General features: G+C 46.3%; 13 protein-coding genes. 5 read left to right on the top strand and 8 right to left on the bottom strand.

Going from position 1 to position 16,184, the window contains the following annotated elements:
• Positions 1-168: 168 nt before the first annotated feature.
• Together fabV and tesA are read right to left on the bottom strand one after the other, a co-directional pair.
• The gene (fabV, locus tag AACQ79_RS13935; RefSeq protein ID WP_170899258.1) at positions 169-1,368 is read right to left on the bottom strand and encodes an enoyl-ACP reductase FabV; all 1,200 of its coding nucleotides are present in this window, start codon (positions 1,366-1,368) and stop codon (positions 169-171) included.
• 81 nt (positions 1,369-1,449) lie between these two features.
• Positions 1,450-2,052, bottom strand: coding sequence for a multifunctional acyl-CoA thioesterase I/protease I/lysophospholipase L1 (tesA, locus tag AACQ79_RS13930; RefSeq protein ID WP_064626273.1), 603 nt, complete (start codon positions 2,050-2,052; stop codon positions 1,450-1,452).
• Between tesA and AACQ79_RS13925 the strand changes: the two genes are divergently transcribed.
• The 3 genes from AACQ79_RS13925 to AACQ79_RS13915 all read left to right on the top strand — a co-directional run bounded on the left by AACQ79_RS13925 (position 2,051) and on the right by AACQ79_RS13915 (position 6,923).
• Positions 2,051-2,725 (top strand): ABC transporter ATP-binding protein, encoded by a 675-nt coding sequence (locus tag AACQ79_RS13925; protein WP_013867953.1) that lies wholly within the window; start codon positions 2,051-2,053, stop codon positions 2,723-2,725. The two genes, tesA and AACQ79_RS13925, sit on opposite strands and share 2 nt — an antisense overlap.
• Positions 2,725-5,166, top strand: coding sequence for an ABC transporter permease (locus AACQ79_RS13920; RefSeq protein ID WP_170899257.1), 2,442 nt, complete (start codon positions 2,725-2,727; stop codon positions 5,164-5,166). Before AACQ79_RS13925 ends, AACQ79_RS13920 begins: the two co-directional genes overlap by 1 nt.
• Positions 5,167-5,441: 275 nt before the next feature.
• A complete protein-coding gene (locus tag AACQ79_RS13915; protein ID WP_445285856.1) occupies positions 5,442-6,923 on the top strand; it encodes an FAD-dependent oxidoreductase in 1,482 nt (493 codons plus the stop codon).
• Between the two features lie 44 nt (positions 6,924-6,967).
• Here the strand turns inward: AACQ79_RS13915 and AACQ79_RS13910 are convergent, their stop codons facing one another.
• Genes AACQ79_RS13910 through AACQ79_RS13900 form a run of 3 tightly spaced genes read right to left on the bottom strand, consistent with a single transcriptional unit; the run spans position 6,968 to position 9,410 of the window.
• Positions 6,968-7,897: a 5-oxoprolinase subunit C family protein gene (locus AACQ79_RS13910; protein WP_170899255.1), complete on the bottom strand. Its 930-nt coding sequence runs from the start codon at positions 7,895-7,897 to the stop codon at positions 6,968-6,970.
• Complete coding sequence (locus AACQ79_RS13905) at positions 7,894-8,613, bottom strand: carboxyltransferase domain-containing protein (protein WP_170899254.1); 720 nt, start codon at positions 8,611-8,613, stop codon at positions 7,894-7,896. Before AACQ79_RS13905 ends, AACQ79_RS13910 begins: the two co-directional genes overlap by 4 nt.
• A gap of 53 nt (positions 8,614-8,666) precedes the next feature.
• The gene (locus AACQ79_RS13900; RefSeq protein ID WP_170899253.1) at positions 8,667-9,410 is read right to left on the bottom strand and encodes a 5-oxoprolinase subunit PxpA; all 744 of its coding nucleotides are present in this window, start codon (positions 9,408-9,410) and stop codon (positions 8,667-8,669) included.
• A 208-nt stretch (positions 9,411-9,618) separates the two neighbouring features.
• Here AACQ79_RS13900 and galE point away from each other — a divergent pair, with 208 nt between their 5' ends.
• Entirely contained in the window at positions 9,619-10,635 is a 1,017-nt protein-coding gene (galE, locus tag AACQ79_RS13895) for a UDP-glucose 4-epimerase GalE (protein ID WP_029189705.1), read from the top strand.
• Positions 10,636-10,730: 95 nt separating this feature from the next.
• Here the strand turns inward: galE and AACQ79_RS13890 are convergent, their stop codons facing one another.
• Complete coding sequence (locus AACQ79_RS13890; RefSeq protein ID WP_170899252.1) at positions 10,731-12,158, bottom strand: methyl-accepting chemotaxis protein; 1,428 nt, start codon at positions 12,156-12,158, stop codon at positions 10,731-10,733.
• Between the two features lie 187 nt (positions 12,159-12,345).
• Positions 12,346-13,563, bottom strand: coding sequence for an aromatic amino acid transport family protein (locus AACQ79_RS13885; protein WP_017047351.1), 1,218 nt, complete (start codon positions 13,561-13,563; stop codon positions 12,346-12,348).
• 607 nt (positions 13,564-14,170) lie between these two features.
• Between AACQ79_RS13885 and AACQ79_RS13880 the strand changes: the two genes are divergently transcribed.
• Complete coding sequence (locus AACQ79_RS13880; RefSeq protein ID WP_170899251.1) at positions 14,171-15,436, top strand: DEAD/DEAH box helicase; 1,266 nt, start codon at positions 14,171-14,173, stop codon at positions 15,434-15,436.
• Positions 15,437-15,446: 10 nt separating this feature from the next.
• Here AACQ79_RS13880 and AACQ79_RS13875 read toward each other — a convergent pair whose 3' ends face one another.
• A complete protein-coding gene (locus tag AACQ79_RS13875) occupies positions 15,447-16,157 on the bottom strand; it encodes a TetR/AcrR family transcriptional regulator (protein ID WP_013867941.1) in 711 nt (236 codons plus the stop codon).
• Positions 16,158-16,184: the final 27 nt, after the last annotated feature.

Raw genomic sequence — 16,184 nt, 5'->3', positions numbered from 1 at the left:
AAAAGCCGAGCATTCATTGCTCTAGACTGACGATGACAAGATCCGCTCCTATGACCATAGTATGGTATTAAGAATAAGAACGCGCCGCCAATGTAACAAAAAAAAGCCCCAATAAAATATTGGGGCATTGAGATAGTTAGCTGTGTCTCGTAAATGATACGGAAGGAGTTAATCGGCTTGCTTGATATAATGGTCGATATTAATTTCTTGAGCATAATCAACACAATCAAAGTCGAAGCCATTGAGCTGCATGAATTCTTGCTTAAAGCCCTTGTAGTCACCTAGTTGCTTAAAGTTGTGCTGATCCATTTTCTCCAGTAAATCGGCCACTTTTTGCTGAGTATCTGGGTTGAGCTCCCAGTCGTCCATACGGATCAGTCGTTCGCCATCAACGGGTACTTTGCCTTTGCTAGAGAGTTTTTCGCTAAACAGACGCTGCATTTGCTCGATACATCCTTCGTGCGTCTCTTTTTCTTTCATCACCTTATACAATGCGACAATGTAAGGGCTTAAATTGGGAATGAACACGCTCGCCTTCGTGACTAAAGCTTTGCAAACAGTTGCGTAAGCCCCGCCGCCATAGTTAGACAATTTTAGGTTGAGAGAGTGGCTGGTTTGGTGCAAATCAATTTTGGCGCGTCCCAGTGTACCGTCAAGATAAATGGGGTGAGTAATCTGAGGGCCGATGTATGAAAAAGCAATGGTTTTACACCCTTGTGCAATCGATTCAGTGTTGATCAGCGTATCTATCCAGTTTTCCCAATCCTCGCCACCCATCACTTTCAGTGTACTTTCGATCTCTTCGTCATTTGCAGGAGCAATGGTGGTTTCTACCCACGTATCGTTTTCTAGTAATATCGTCGCACCAGAAACGGCCTCACCAATCGGTTTGATGGCGGAGCGCCAATACTGATCTGAATTGGGTTTTGGTCTCATGCCGCTGGCGATACTGTAAATGACTAAATCGACTTCCCCTTCAAAATAGGTCTCTATCGCTTCAATCACTTGCTCGCGTACTGATGATGAAAAAACATCCCCATCGATATTGACGGCGACTCGACCCGTTTGCTCGGCCTGTTGTTTAAAAAAGAGATTGTTGTACCAACCAGCACTACCAACCCCTTTTTCTGATGGCGTTTTTTCAAAGGAAACGCCAATCGTATCGGCTTCTGAACCACCAAAGGTTAGGGCAATGCGGGCGGCGAGCCCAAAGCCTGACGATGCGCCTAAAATGAGAACTCGTTTTGGCCCGTGAGTGATCGGTCTGCAAGATTTTACGTAATTAATCTGTTGTAACACAGCTTGTTCGCATCCGAGTGGATGAGCAGAGCGAGCGACCACACCTTTGATCACAGGTTCAATGTGCATAGTTTGTACCTTTGCGGTTAGGGGAATGGTCTAAAAAATATCGTAAAACTAGGTAAAGTTCATTGAGCTGAGGCATTAAAATCAGAGATGCTCTGCTAAATGTTGCGCAACAAAATTGGCGATCCACGGCTGAGCGTCGACCGTCGGATGTAAGCCATCAGCCATCATCCACTCTGGTTTAATGATCACTTGCTCTAAGAAAAAGGGCAGTAACGGCACAGTGTGTTGGAGGCTAAGCTCAGAATAGAGGCTATAAAAGGCATCGCTGTAGCGTTTGCCATAGTTTGGTGGAATGCGAATCTGCATCAAAAGAGGGGTTGAGCCTGCTTTTTTTATTTGGCCAATGATGGCGGTTAAATTGCTGCTGATCAATTGAGATGGAAAGCCACGCAATCCGTCGTTCGCACCAAGCTCAATAAGCACCGCATCAGGGGTATGTAGGGTGAGTAGTGACGGTAAGCGGGCTAGGCCATTGCCCGTTGTATCGCCAGAAATACTGGCATTAATGACATCAATGTCTGATTTACCTTCAGCTTGCAACGCATTAGGTAGCAAGCTAGGCCAAGCGTTTTCAATCGGCATTTGGTAACCAGCGCTTAAACTATCACCCAATATCAAGAGTGTGGTACTACTAGCGCTAGCCGAGAATAATAAAATACAAATCAAGGAAAGAAGTCGAGTCATGCAAACATCCGTTATTAGAGCACATTCATTATCTAAAACAGTCTCTACCAATCAAGAGCATTTAACAATCCTAAAAGAGGTAAACCTAGAGATCAAAAGTGGTGAAAGCGTGGCGATAGTCGGAACGTCTGGTGCGGGGAAATCAACCCTGATGACGCTGTTGGCTGGGCTTGATACGCCGACACGCGGAGAAGTAGAGCTATTGGGCCAGCCATTATCTCAACTGGACGATGAAGGACGCGCGGCGATCCGCAGTCAATCGGTTGGCTTTGTGTTTCAAAGCTTTTTGCTGATCCCAAGCTTGTCTGCGTTAGAGAACGTGACGCTACCTTGTTTGTTAAAAGGTGAAAAAGAGGATGTAGATCGTGCTAAATCCTTGTTGACGGCCGTTGGTTTATCGCATCGAATGCATCACTCTCCTGCACAACTTTCAGGGGGCGAGCAGCAACGAGTCGCGCTAGCAAGAGCCTTTATGATCAATCCGAAAGTGCTGTTTGCCGATGAGCCTACTGGCAACCTTGATCAAGAAACCGCGGCAAAAGTGGTTTCATTATTGTTTGAATTAAATAAGCAGCACGGAACGACCTTAGTGCTGGTTACCCATGATCCCGCTCTTGCGGCTCAATGTGATCGTATTTTCCACATGCAAGCTGGTATGTTGGAGGAGCGGTAATGAGCGAGATGTCGAGCCGTTCACTCAATAAACGATTAATTCGCTGGAGCTTAGGTGAAATCCGCCACGGACAGTTGTGGCCTATTTCAGTGGCGCTAACCTTGATCATTGCTTGTATTTTTGCGCTGACTGCCTTAGCTGAGCGTATGGAGCAAGTGATTGTTAAACAAGGTAAAGACGCACTCACTGCCGATAGTGTGTTTGTTTCCGCAAACCCACCCCCAGCGTCATTGCTCGATCAGATCGAGCGCTTGCAACTGCCGTCTTCACAACTTACGCGTTACGCGACAATGGCATTCAGTGAGCGCGGTATGCAGTTAGTCACTGTCAAAGCGGTGGATAGTGTTTATCCGCTACGCGGTGAAATGCGTCTTTCTGATGATGTGACGACATTTCAGCATCTTGCGCCGAATCAACTGTGGTTAGATGAACGAGTGTTTGCGCAATTAGACGTTCAAATTGGTGATCAGGTCACGCTGGGCGATGCCGACTTTACGGTATCGGGACGCATCCTCGAGGAGCCGGGACTCAGCTTTAATCCGTTTCAACAGATGCCCGCGGTGTTGATCCACCAAGACGATGTGGCTCGTACTGGTGCACTTCAATTGGGGAGCCGAGTGCAATTTAGCGTGTTCATTAATGGTGATGATGGACAGATTGAAGCAGTAAAACAGCCCGTTACTTTAACGCCTAGCGATCGTTGGCGCGACCGAAATAGCGCCAGCCGAACGAATGAGGTTTTTGAACGTACAGAGCAATATTTGTCGTTAACCGTAGCGATTGTGATCATCATGGCGGCAACCACATTAGTCCTGACTTGTCAGCACTATGTTTCTACGCGGCAAAAAACCATCGCCATGTTAAAAAGCCTTGGAGCGAGCAAACGTTGGATCCGCCAATGGTTGATCGTACAAGTGGTGATTTTGTTTGTTTCTGCTGCGGTGCTTGGGGTATTGATCGGCATTGGCCTAGAGTCTTTATTACGCGTGCCGCTGGTGGATTTATTGCCTACGCCTTTACCGAGTTATGGCGCTAAACCCGCTTTTATTGCGCTGATGGCGAGTATATTGATCGCTTTTCCTGCACTCGGCATTCCTTTACTGCATTTGCTAGATACCAGTGCGCTCAATGTCATGCAAACAGAGCGAGCGAAACCGAATCATCGCCGTAATGGGTTGCTCATCTTGATTCCGTTAGTACCGATGCTGTGGGCTTATTGGAATAATCTCTTAGTGTGGATTGTGTTGGCTGGGATAGTGACGCTTTTTGCAGTGCTTGCTGTGGTCAGTGTTTTGGTTGCTCGTAGTTTAGGACGTCTTCCGCTCTCTACCGCGCTTAAATTAGCGCTCAGCCGAATCAATCGTTCGGCAATCACGACCGGAGTCCAGTTCGGCGCGTTAGGACTATCGTTAATGTTATTGGCGATCATCTGGTTAGTGCGTACCGATTTACTCTCTGATTGGCAGCGAACCTTACCCAGCGATGCTCACAACGCATTTGCACTCAACATTTCACCAAATGAAGTTAATGATTACCTTAACAGGTTAGATAGCGCCAACATTGTGCGTTCGCAAGCCTATCCGATCATCCGAGGGCGTTTATCGACCATTAATGGCATAGAAGCCAAGCAACAAGCTCAAGGTGAAGAGGGGAGCGATGCGTTGAGGCGAGAGCTCAATTTCACTTGGGGAGAATCGCTACCCAGCAACAACCAACTGACGGCAGGAGCGTGGACAGAGCAAGGTGGCGTTTCGGTTGAATCGGACGTTGCTCGTGATTTGGGGCTGAAACTGGGTGATAGTTTGGGGTTTGTGATCAATAGCCAAACCGTGGAAGCGAAAGTAAATTCCATTCGCCAAGTCGAGTGGCGAGAAATGAAGCCTAACTTCTATTTCATTTTTACCCCAGACCTATTGCAGGAGATCCCTGCCACGTGGCTGGTGAGTTTCAGAGCGCAAGATCAAGATAACGCCTTGCTTGCCACCCTTGCTCGCACTTACCCTACGGTCAGTTTGATGGATATCCGGGCAATGGGCGATAAGATTCAAACTTTGCTGACGCAAATTATCTGGTCAGTGACAGTGCTGGCTGCAATGGGCGTGATTGCTGGTATTTTACTGATTTTTACCCTGTTGCGTTTAAGTTTAAGCCAGAGGCAACAAGAAATTCGCTTATACCGCACTTTAGGGGCCAGCAAGCGCCGCGTCGAGCAAACTATTTGGGCAGAATACGGTTTGATGGCGCTCATTGCCGGAGTTGTCGCAAGCCTTGGCTCTGACGCGGTGGTGGCCAGCGTCATGAAGTTCGGTTTTGAACTAGAACCTATGGCGCATTACAGCATGTGGTTGGTGCTACCCTTGGCGACGTTTTGCACATTATCGCTGGTCGTGAGTAGTTTAATTAAGCGGCTGCTAACCCCTATAAATAAAGAGTTTAACTAGCGATATCCATAATCCCAGACTGAGTTATCCACAAAAACAGTGGATAAAGTTTGGGATAACTCGACGGCTTGATAACGGCCTATTTGCGCTTAGCCCCGTAGTTACCTTGGGTTGCGCAGTTTTGTTATTCACAAGGTTGAAAAAACGTCGTTTTGGCTTTATTGAGTCAAGCAATTTTTTAAGTTATTTGTCGATTATGCGTATTGCTTGTTAGTCGTAAAACAGATAAGACCACGTGAAAAATGTGATTTTAATAACGCTTTACAAGCTTTAGAATGCATCCGGGTTTTCCAGAGTACTCGTATCTTATGTCATATAAAAAGTTCAATACAGATTCTCCATATGTCGCAATTATTGGTGGGGGTGTGGCTGGTGCCACTGCCGCCGTTCATATGGGAGAACTGGGGCTCAATGTGCTGCTTTTGGAAAAAAGCGCCGGTCTCGTTAATGGGCCGCCGATTTGCCATCTGCACGCGGGCGGTAACCTCTATCGCGAAATTTCGCAGCAGCAGTGTCTTGAGTTACTTAAGCAGTCGATTGAAACCGTCAGGCTCTACCCCCACACGCTGAATAAGCGACCTACTGTGATTGCTGTTCCGCATAGTGATGGCGGTGAGCCGCAAGCCTTATTACCAAGGCTAGAGCTTATTCAGCGCAGCTATCAACAATTGGTTGATGAAGACCCACGTAATCAGCAGCTTGGTCAACCCCAAGAGTATTTCAAACTCTACAGCCGTGAAGCACTGCAGGTATTAGCAACTCAGCAACAGAGTGATCAACCGACATCATTCGATGATTGGGTGATCCCTTTTGCTCAACATGCAGATTTAAATCAGTTGAAGTACCCAGTCATTGCGGTGCAAGAATACGGTTGGAGTGTTTTTCGGCTGGCGGCCAGTACTGAGCTTGCGTTAGCGGCGATGCCTCATTGCCAAGTTTTAACGCACGCTCAATTAATCAAATCTGATTTTATTGATGAGCAATGGCAGCTCGTTTATCTGGATGCTCAAAAGCATGAACACGTTATTCATGTCGATTATTTAGTCAATGCATGTGGTTATGAAACGGGAATAGTCGATGATTTGGCTAAGGCTCCGCGTCAACGCTTGGTGGAATTTAAAGCGGCCTACGTTACCCGTTGGGCAGAATGCGACCAGCAATGGCCAGAAGTGATTTTTCACGGGCCAAGAGGCACCCCACAAGGAATGGCTCAGCTAACACCGTATGCTGATGGTCTATTTCAGTTGCATGGTATGACCGAGGGAATCACGTTATTTAAAGATGGGTTAGTGGCCTCGCAAGCTGGATCATCACAGCCCGTATTGCCTGATTATCTCGAACGCAAAATTAAGAACGGCTGGCAACAGGACGCACTACAAGAGCGCAGTGAACGAGCCATACACCACATGAGTCAGTTCATCCCACAGTATATTCAAGCACAAGTGGCTGGTAAGCCACTGTTTGGTGCGCAGCAAATTCCTGGCCAAGATGCCACATTACGAGCCGCTGATGTTACGTTTGAAGCTCATAATTATGCGCGAATCGAAGTGGTCAAAGGTTCATCCGCGTTGGAAGCGGCAACTAAAATTGTTCAGCATTGGCAGTTAGTTAACGATGAAGACTTGCTACAATCGATAGAAGCTCGTCACCCAATCAGCATGAGTTTGGCTCTTGAACAGGTGGAAGAGAAAGCCATCGCGTTAGCTAAGGCACGCGCTTATCCTGAAGCATTGGCAAAAATTGTCGGTATGGTTTGATTGGTGACACCTTGCGGTTTTCTAAAGGAGCAAGGTGATAGTCGTTAGTAGCCGAAATAACGCGCCCATTGGCACCAAACCTCTTGCAGGCCTTGTATATCACCTTTGACAAAACGTATTTTCTGCCCCGGTTTTGCTTGTGCCAAACGGGGCAGATCAATGCGAGCCACACACCCTAATTTAGGGTAACCGCCGATGGTTTGACGATCGTTGAGTAAAATGATCGGTTGGCCATCTGGCGGGATTTGAATCGCCCCCAAAGCAATTCCTTCCGATAAAATAGGTGTCGCGGGTGGGGTAACCGTATCGCCATTAAGACGATAGCCCATGCGATCGGCATGCTGACTGACAGTGAAGCTGGTTTGATAAAAGCGATCGAGTTGCTGCGATGAAAATTGCAGGGCTTGGTAGCCTTCAATGACGCGTAATTTAAGTGGCAGATTATAATCAGGCTTATAACGAAAAGTGATGTGTACGGGTTTGTTATCGATAGCGTGGGGATTAAAGTGCAGTGAATCGCCCGCTTGCAGTGGTACACCGTTTTGCGTTAACCCACCAAGCTGTTCTTTGGGTACGGTGGCAACACTACCTAAATGGTGAGGCACAATGAACCCTCCGCGCACGGCCAAATAAGCTCTTAAGCCATTTTTGGCTAGGCCAAATTTCAGTGTTTGCCCGGCTTGCACGCTAAAGCTTCGCCAATTACCAATAACTTTGCCATCTAACGTGGCCGATAAATCACCACCTGCAATTGCCAGCATACATGGATGTTTAACATGAAATTCCGCCTGACCAAGTGTGATTTCAAGCGTTGCTAAATTGACTCGGTTACCCAGTAAATGGTTGGCCCAACTGTAGGCGTAATCATCGACTGGTCCTGATTGAGTAACACCGATATGACTGAGACCAAAGCGGCCAAAATCTTGAATTAAGCTCAGTTGACCGGGTTTTATCACCTGTAGTAGGGGGCTCATGAATGGTGCTCCCACTGCGCGGCTAATTGAGGTATTTCACCTCCCAATGATAAAAATTCCTCGCGAGTCATCGCTGTAAACTTCACTTTAGTTCCAATTGAAAAAGGCGTCATCGCTGTTTGATGAGGAGAAAAGAGCGCATGGGGGCAATTGGCGATGATATTCCATCCTCCGGGAGAGTTGTTCGGATAGACGGCCGTTTGCTGTTCTGCAATCGCGACGCTGCCTTTGGCCACACTAAGGCGTGGGGTGGCATGGCGCGGTAAGCGTAATTGTTCATCTACTTCAGCCATAAAGGCAAAGCCTGGTGCAAAACCGACGGCACAAACGGTGTAGACCGTTTGAGTGTGCAGCGCGATAACTTGTTGCGTGGATAAACCAAGCGCATGGTAGCGCTTCAAATCTGGGCCGACACTTTCATCGTAGTAAGCGCTAAGCTCAACCAAATTGTGGGTGGCTTCCATAGGTAAAGATAAGGCCGCGATCGCTGTGATCAATTGCTGCTCTAGCTCCCTTTGACTTATACGATAAGGAAGGTAATCGATCAAAATGGTAGTGTAAGAAGGGGTGACATTCATCAGGTAAGCAGAAAACTGCACCATGATCTGTTGCGCAATTTGTCCGATATCGAGTGAGAGATCGGCCGATGGCGAATGGTTAAAACGCAGTAAGAGACTGCATTCCGCAACGGGTTCAATGCTGTAGTTCAATGGCACTTAACACTCCTTGTGATGACGTTGTGGCTGCTAGGAGATACACGAGTAATGGTTCAACGCTCTCGTAGACAAATTCGGATTTTCTCTATCAATTCAATCGCCGCCGGGTTATCGCCATGCACGCAAATTGTATCGGCTTCGATAGGGATCACAAAGCCATCCGAACTGGTCACTTTTCCGTAATCAACCAGTTGTTTAATTTGATTGATGATCGCCTCTTCATTAGTCAGCACTGCATTGGCTTGGCCTCTTGGAGTGAGCATACCATTAGCGAGATAAGTTCGGTCGGCAAAGGCTTCAAACAGCAATGGCACGTCATAAGCATCGGCGATATCAAGGTAATCTTGGTTATTGCCTGAAGCTAAGATCATCAAGGGCACATTGAAGCAAGAAACTGCATCGACCACTGCGCGAAAGACAGATTTGTCACGCATCATATCGTTATATAAAGCCCCATGAGGTTTGACGTAGCTTATCTCGGCATTTTTGCTCTCACATAATGCCTTGAGTGCGCCAATCTGGTAAATCAGTAACTCGCATATCTCTTCTTCGCTAAAACTCATTGAACGGCGACCAAAACCTTGCAAATCGGGGTAACCCGGGTGAGCGCCAATCATTACATCAAATTGAATCGCCAGCTCAATCGTTCGGCTCATCACGTGTGGGTCAGAGGCATGAAAGCCACACGCAATATTGGTCATGTCAATCCAAGGCATCACCAACTCATCAGCACCCATTTGCCATGCACCGAAGCTCTCGCCCATGTCACAATTGAGAGTGATTGTTCTTTTTGTCACAGGTTGCATCATCCTTGAGTGTCCATGTTGAGTAACTTGCCGTAATCAAAAGCAATATACAGTGATCCGATTCATTGTTTGGCGATAAGTACGGGCCGAAAGAGAGCGAATTGGCCTGATAGACAAACATTAAAGCAGATTGATTTATAAGTGAAGTTTAGGTTGAAAGTCGTTAAACTTGCACAACCAATGTCAGAAGGTAAAAACAATGAAAGTATTAGTGACAGGCGGGATGGGGTATATCGGCAGCCATACCTGCATTCAAATGATCCACGCCGGTATGACACCCGTAATTTTTGATAACTTATACAATAGTAAAGCATCGGTTTTAGAGCGCATCGAAAAAGTGTCTGGTGTGAAGCCGCTGTTCGTCCATGGTGATGTACGCAACCAAGCACAACTGGTTGAAGTGATGAAAGCGCAAAATATTCAAGCGGTGATCCATTTCGCAGGCTTAAAAGCAGTCGGTGAGTCAGTAGAAAAACCATTGGAATATTACGATAACAATGTTAATGGCACATTGGTACTGGTGGCGGCCATGCGTGAAGCTGGCGTGAAGGCACTTGTTTTTAGTTCATCTGCAACCGTATACGGTGACCCAGCCTCAGTGCCTATTACCGAAGATTTCCCAACCAGCGCGACCAACCCTTATGGCCGTAGTAAGTTAATGGTTGAAGAGTGCTTGGCCGATTTCCATAAAGCCAACCCAGATTGGAGCATTACACTGCTGCGCTATTTTAACCCTGTAGGTTCACATCCATCAGGCGAGTTAGGTGAAGATCCACAAGGCATTCCGAACAACCTAATGCCTTTTGTCTCTCAAGTGGCCGTGGGTCGAAGAGCATTTCTCTCTGTTTTTGGCAGTGATTACCCAACTAAAGACGGCACAGGGGTTCGCGATTATATTCACGTAATGGACCTAGCCGATGGTCATATTGCTGCGCTGGAAAAAGTAGGCCAACAAGCAGGCTTGCACATTTATAACCTAGGCACAGGAAATGGCTACAGTGTACTAGAGATGGTGAAAGCGTTTGAACAAGCGTCAGGTAAAAGCGTGCCGTACCAATTGGTCGAACGCCGCGCTGGTGATATTGCGGAGTGTTGGGCAGATCCAAGCAAAGCGATGGCGGATCTAGGTTGGAAAGCGACTCGCAGCCTAGAAGCGATGACACAAGATACGTGGCGTTGGCAGTCAAATAATCCACAAGGTTATCCTGAGTCTTAAGCTCTTGCTTCAACTTCTCTGCGATGAATGAAATAAATAGCCAGTCAAATGACTGGCTATTTTGATCTGACTTGGTTACTCAAGCAATCCAATGATCAGTTAGTCCGATAACGGCTTAAAATTTCACCAAGGTTGCGCGAAGCGTTTGCAAGGCTAGCGACACCTTGCGATGAGGTTTGCGCAACACTGCGAATCGCATTGGATTGTGTACGAATATCACTCAGCTCAGCAGCAATATCATTAGCAACGGCGCTTTGCTCTTCGGCTGAAGTTGAAATTTGAATACTCATGTCATTGATCATTTTTGCTGATTCAGCAATTTGATTGACGTTATTGCCGATGTTAGCGACTAAATCACTACTGGTTTGAGCTTGACTAACCGTTTGCTCAGTAGTGCGTGCGATATCTTGACTTTCGGTTTGCAGCTTCTCAATCATGGATTGAATTTCAACAGTAGCCGCTTGCGTGCGGCTAGCTAAGGTGCGAACTTCATCAGCTACCACGGCAAAACCGCGCCCTTGCTCACCAGCACGTGCCGCTTCTATTGCAGCGTTCAGTGCCAATAAGTTCGTCTGTTGCGAAATGGCATTGATGGTGGTGATCACATCATTAATCTGCGCCGTATTTTCATTCAATGTAGACACCGAATGAGAGGCTTGTTCAATGAACTTTGACAACTGGGAAATTTCATTAATCGCTTGCTGAACTAGCTGTGAGCTCTCTTCCGCTTGTTTTGAATCTTGATCGGCTTGCTGATTGGCTTGTTGGGAAATGGTGGAGACTTCTTGCGCCGAGGCCGTCATCTCTTCCATGGCCGTGGCGACGGAATCCAAGGAAGCGTATTGGCTACTGATTTGTTGCTCGCTCTCTTTCATCTCATGGGCAAAAGAGCTGGATGTCTCACCGAGAGTGGTGGCGTTTTGTTTTACTGAAACTACCAGTTCGGTCAAGGTGTCCATGGCGTTATCGAGCGCGCAGCCGATGGTACCAAACTCATCTCGACCGGGATGAAAACCTAATCGTGAAGTTAAATCACCTTTTGAAATTTTCAAGGTTGTTGTGTATAGCACCCACAATGCACCGCCAATAAAAGTAGCGACCCAATAGAGGAAAATAGCAAAAGGGATTGCCCACAAATAGCTCAACAGAAAAGTCGAGAGTGCCGATCGCTGAGCGTCTTTTTCAAGATAAGAGAGATTCTCTGTCAGTGCGTAAACTTTGCCATCGCTGTGTTTTGCTGTGGCGGTAATCACCCCTTTTTGATAACTAGTTGCGGCTAAAGAATGGCGAGTTTCAACCGCTGAAAGGGTTTGTGGATCTGCGCCGCTGGCAAGCAGACCTTGCAGTTTGTACTCAACGGCCAACTTCGATTGCGCTTCTATCTGGGCCAGTGAATCAACATAGCGATTTCCTGCGACAAAGCTTAAAGCGGTGAGGAATAAAGCGAAGATCACCCACATCTTGTCATTAATTGACATTTTAATGAACACGCGGTCAATCGTCCTGAACTGAACTTCTTTCATTGCTGCTCCGATATGCAAAAAAGTAATAGTAAATTTTATAAATATACTAAGGCTAAATGTGTGTGTTCGTGCAGAATTTTATGAAATGAATGTTGACTTAAATATCAAGATTGAGACTTTGATCTTATTTTAAGTTAAAAAAAGTGGGGAGAGTAATATTACTCTCCCCACTTTTAACTTTAATTGGTTAACCCAGAGCGGGTAGTACACCAAGGCTAATAAAGATTTGCGAAGTGACGATCATCAAACCAATGGTTGCTGTCATGGTCAGAGCCAGTTTGCCGCCTCTGACTTGATATTGTGTTCCACCCTGCGGTTGGAATACTTGGTTTGAACGCACTTTAATCACCATCACAATCGGTAAGAATATGGCCAAAATAGTCAACGCAATAGCCGCGTAACCGAGCGCCATAATAAAGCCTTGAGGGTAAAATAGCGCAAAGACTAATGGTGGCAGATAGGTGATGACGGAGGCAGCCATACGGTGCAATGGAATGTTCTTTTTCTTAATCGTATCGCCCATGAATTCAAACAAGCCCAAGCTTACGCCTAAGAATGACGTCAAAAGTGCAAGGTCGGCAAACACGCCAATAATGCTGCTTAAATTGGATTGATGAACGGTTTGCCCTAATGTCACAATTAGCGCACTCAGGCCGGAATTCTCAACCAGCTGAGGTTGGCTAACGACACCTAACGTGACGATCTGCCAAAAAATGTAAATAATCAACGGGATAGCAGAACCAATTAAGATGGCTTTGCGCAGCGAAGGGGTGTCGCCATCTAAGTAATTCACAATGGCCGGAATACTGCCATGGAAACCGAATGAGGTGAAAATGACGGGAATTGCAGCAACGATTAAGCCTTGCTCAAGTGGCATACTAAGCAAGTATGACTGAGAAACATTAGGTGCAAGAAATGAGAGCACTATAATCATCGCGACCATTTTACCGGCAAACAGCAGGCGGTTCACTTTATCAACCGTGCTGGTGCCGATCGTCACCACAAGTGCAACCAGTAAAGTAAAAAGCAAGGTGCCTAGCGGATTGCTGATCTCAATGCCAGCAAACTCTGTCAGGCGATGAGTGAATTGTGCGCCGCCACCGGCAATGTAAGCTGCACAAAGCGAATAGAACAAAAATAGCATAGCAAAGCTCGCTACCCACTTTCCTTTTTGCCCTAAGATCTGTTTAGCCAATGTATGTAAGGTGGCGTCTTTGTCTGCATATTGATGGATTTCAACCATTAACAATGCAGTGAAAGCCATTAATGCCCAGAGGGCGATCATAATCAGTAATGATGTGCCAAAGCCGATACCTGCAGAAGCGAGCGGTAGAGCTAGCATGCCTGCACCGATAGTGGTCCCTGCGATGATCAAAGTACTGCCGAAAATCTTTGATTGAGTCATGGTGTAAAGTTCTTTATACGTTATGTTGTGTTTCAGGGAGTGATATATATGAATACAACGGGGTGTTGACCATTAATCCACTTATTTTGGGCTATATTGTAGAACTTCGAGTTCATTTTCAACAGCTTTGTAAAAATAAAAATCCATGAGTGTATTTTTTTGTTTACATGGCGAGGTGGCGGCTAAATAAGAGTGGTCGAAATCGTTTCGCTGTGATAGATATTGTGGTGATGATTAATTTGACCATTCGCTTTCAAAAAACTGTCATATAAATCATTTAAAAAGGATCTTGCGACGTGATAATCCCGTCTCAGTCAATATCAAAGGAGGTCGATTAATGAGTGACCAATATAAAAACGATGAGTGCTTAGAGTGGCTCGACGCCATGGAGATCGGATTTGATTTATCCGATTATGACTCTGTATCTCATGAATGCTCTGAACAGAGCGCAGAATAGTACCAGCCAGCAGCCTATGCTGGCTATGCTCCTTACATTCCCCCTTCGTGTATCAATTCCCTAACACTATTGATTTCCGCTGATTTTGAATAGGCGATTACCTTGCGCTTTGTTACAATCCGCGCCCTGATTTCCAATAGGTAAGCTGCAATGTCTGATACTGTGCACCCATTCCAACGTTTAGGACTTTCAACCACATTAGTTAGCGCTCTGCAATCTTTAGGTTTTGAACAACCGACGGATGTTCAATCTCAAGCTATCCCGCATGTTTTGGCTGGTAAAGATGTCATGGCTGGGGCGCAAACGGGTACCGGCAAAACGGCAGCTTTCGGTTTACCTATTTTGCAACGTTTTCTTGATAACCAAGCCGAGCGAGAAGCCAATAGTAAAGTTGTGCGCGCGCTTGTTTTGGTTCCGACTCGTGAGCTGGCTCAACAAGTGTTTGATAGCTTAAGTGCTTATGCACAAAGTACTACATTGAAGATTGTCACCGCGTATGGTGGAACCAGCATGCAAGTGCAAACACGTAATTTGCGTGGCGGTGCGGATATTTTAATTGCGACGCCTGGGCGGTTAATTGACCATCTGTTTGTGCGCAACATTATCCTGACGCAAACCGAAGTGTTGGTGCTGGATGAAGCCGATCGCATGCTCGATATGGGTTTTTTGCCTGATATCCAACGTATTTTGAAACGCATGAATGATGAACGCCAAACGCTGTTTTTCTCGGCCACCTTTGATGACAAAATCAAAGCATTAGCACACAAAATGATGCGTGACCCTGTCGGCGTGCAAATTTCACCAGCCAATGCGACCGCTGATACTGTAAAACAGATCGTTTATCCAGTGGATAAAAAACGTAAAAGCGAGTTATTAGCTTATCTAATTGGTTCACGTAATTGGCAGCAAGTCTTGGTATTTACCAAAACTAAACAAGGTAGCGATGAGCTAGCCAAAGAACTGAAATTGGACGGCATCAAAGCGGCCTCGATCAATGGCGATAAAAGCCAAGGGGCGCGCCAAAAAGCATTGGATGATTTTAAATCAGGTAAAGTTAGAGCGTTGATCGCTACTGATGTTGCGGCTCGTGGAATTGACATTCAGCAACTTGAGCAAGTGGTTAACTACGACATGCCCTATAAAGCGGAAGATTACGTGCACCGTATTGGTCGCACAGGCCGGGCCGGGCTAACGGGTTTCGCGGTCTCTTTGATGAGCCGAGATGAAGAGTATCTGCTTGAAGCGATAGAGGTCTTACTCAATCAACGCCTGCCACAAGAGTGGTTAAAAGGGTTTGAGCCGAGTTTGTTGGAAGCCTTACCGACTGAGCGTAGCAGTCGTAAACCTAGCCGTTCAGCGGAAAAAAGAAAGATGAAAGCAAAACTAAACATCCATGCAGGTAGAGGTAAGCGATAAAGCGCCCGCTTTATCTGGCCCAGTCACATTCAATATCATACAGCAACTCATTGATGGAGTTCGGACAGAGCGTCTGAGCTTCGTCGATATGGAACTTGGCGATCATCAAGTCATTAAAGAGTTGCCAATGTTTTAGTAAGCATTGGTTCACATCTTGAGTTTCATCTGACCATGTTTCTTTTAAAAATGGCGTGAGGCTCGCCGCGCCGTGCGCGTACATGATCATCTGCCATTTTATCTCCCACACCTTTATTGGTGTGGCTGAAAATTCACGGTTGTATTGCTCGGCAAGTTGTTCGACGAGCTGCTCAATTTCACCTGCACTGTCGATAAAATAATCAAACAGAGCATCTTCTTGCCTTACCGCATCGGCGATCAGTTGAATCGGCTGTTTGACGGTCAGCATATGCGCGAGCAGCCGTACAATGAACAAATACAACTGCACGTTGGCGGGGGTGTTGGCTGGGATCTCTTTTAATATATGACGTAAATAATTCTCCATATAAAGATGGAGACCATCGCTGATACTGCGCCATATTTGCTCTTTACTACCGAAATGATGACGCAGCAAACTGTGCGAAACCCCAGCTTTTTCGCTGATCGTTCGTAATGACACTCGTGCATAACCTAGCTCGCAAAACAGATCCGCAGCGACCACTAGAATGTCTCTTTTGGTTTTTTGGGCATCAGTGGCACTTCGGCGGCCTTGTCTTTTGGTCATTTTTTAACTCGTCTCATTTTTTAACGA

Source organism: Vibrio sp. 3-2(1) (assembly GCF_963887575.1).
Lineage (GTDB): Bacteria > Pseudomonadota > Gammaproteobacteria > Enterobacterales > Vibrionaceae > Vibrio > Vibrio anguillarum.
This window is presented reverse-complemented; position numbering and strand designations above follow the sequence as displayed.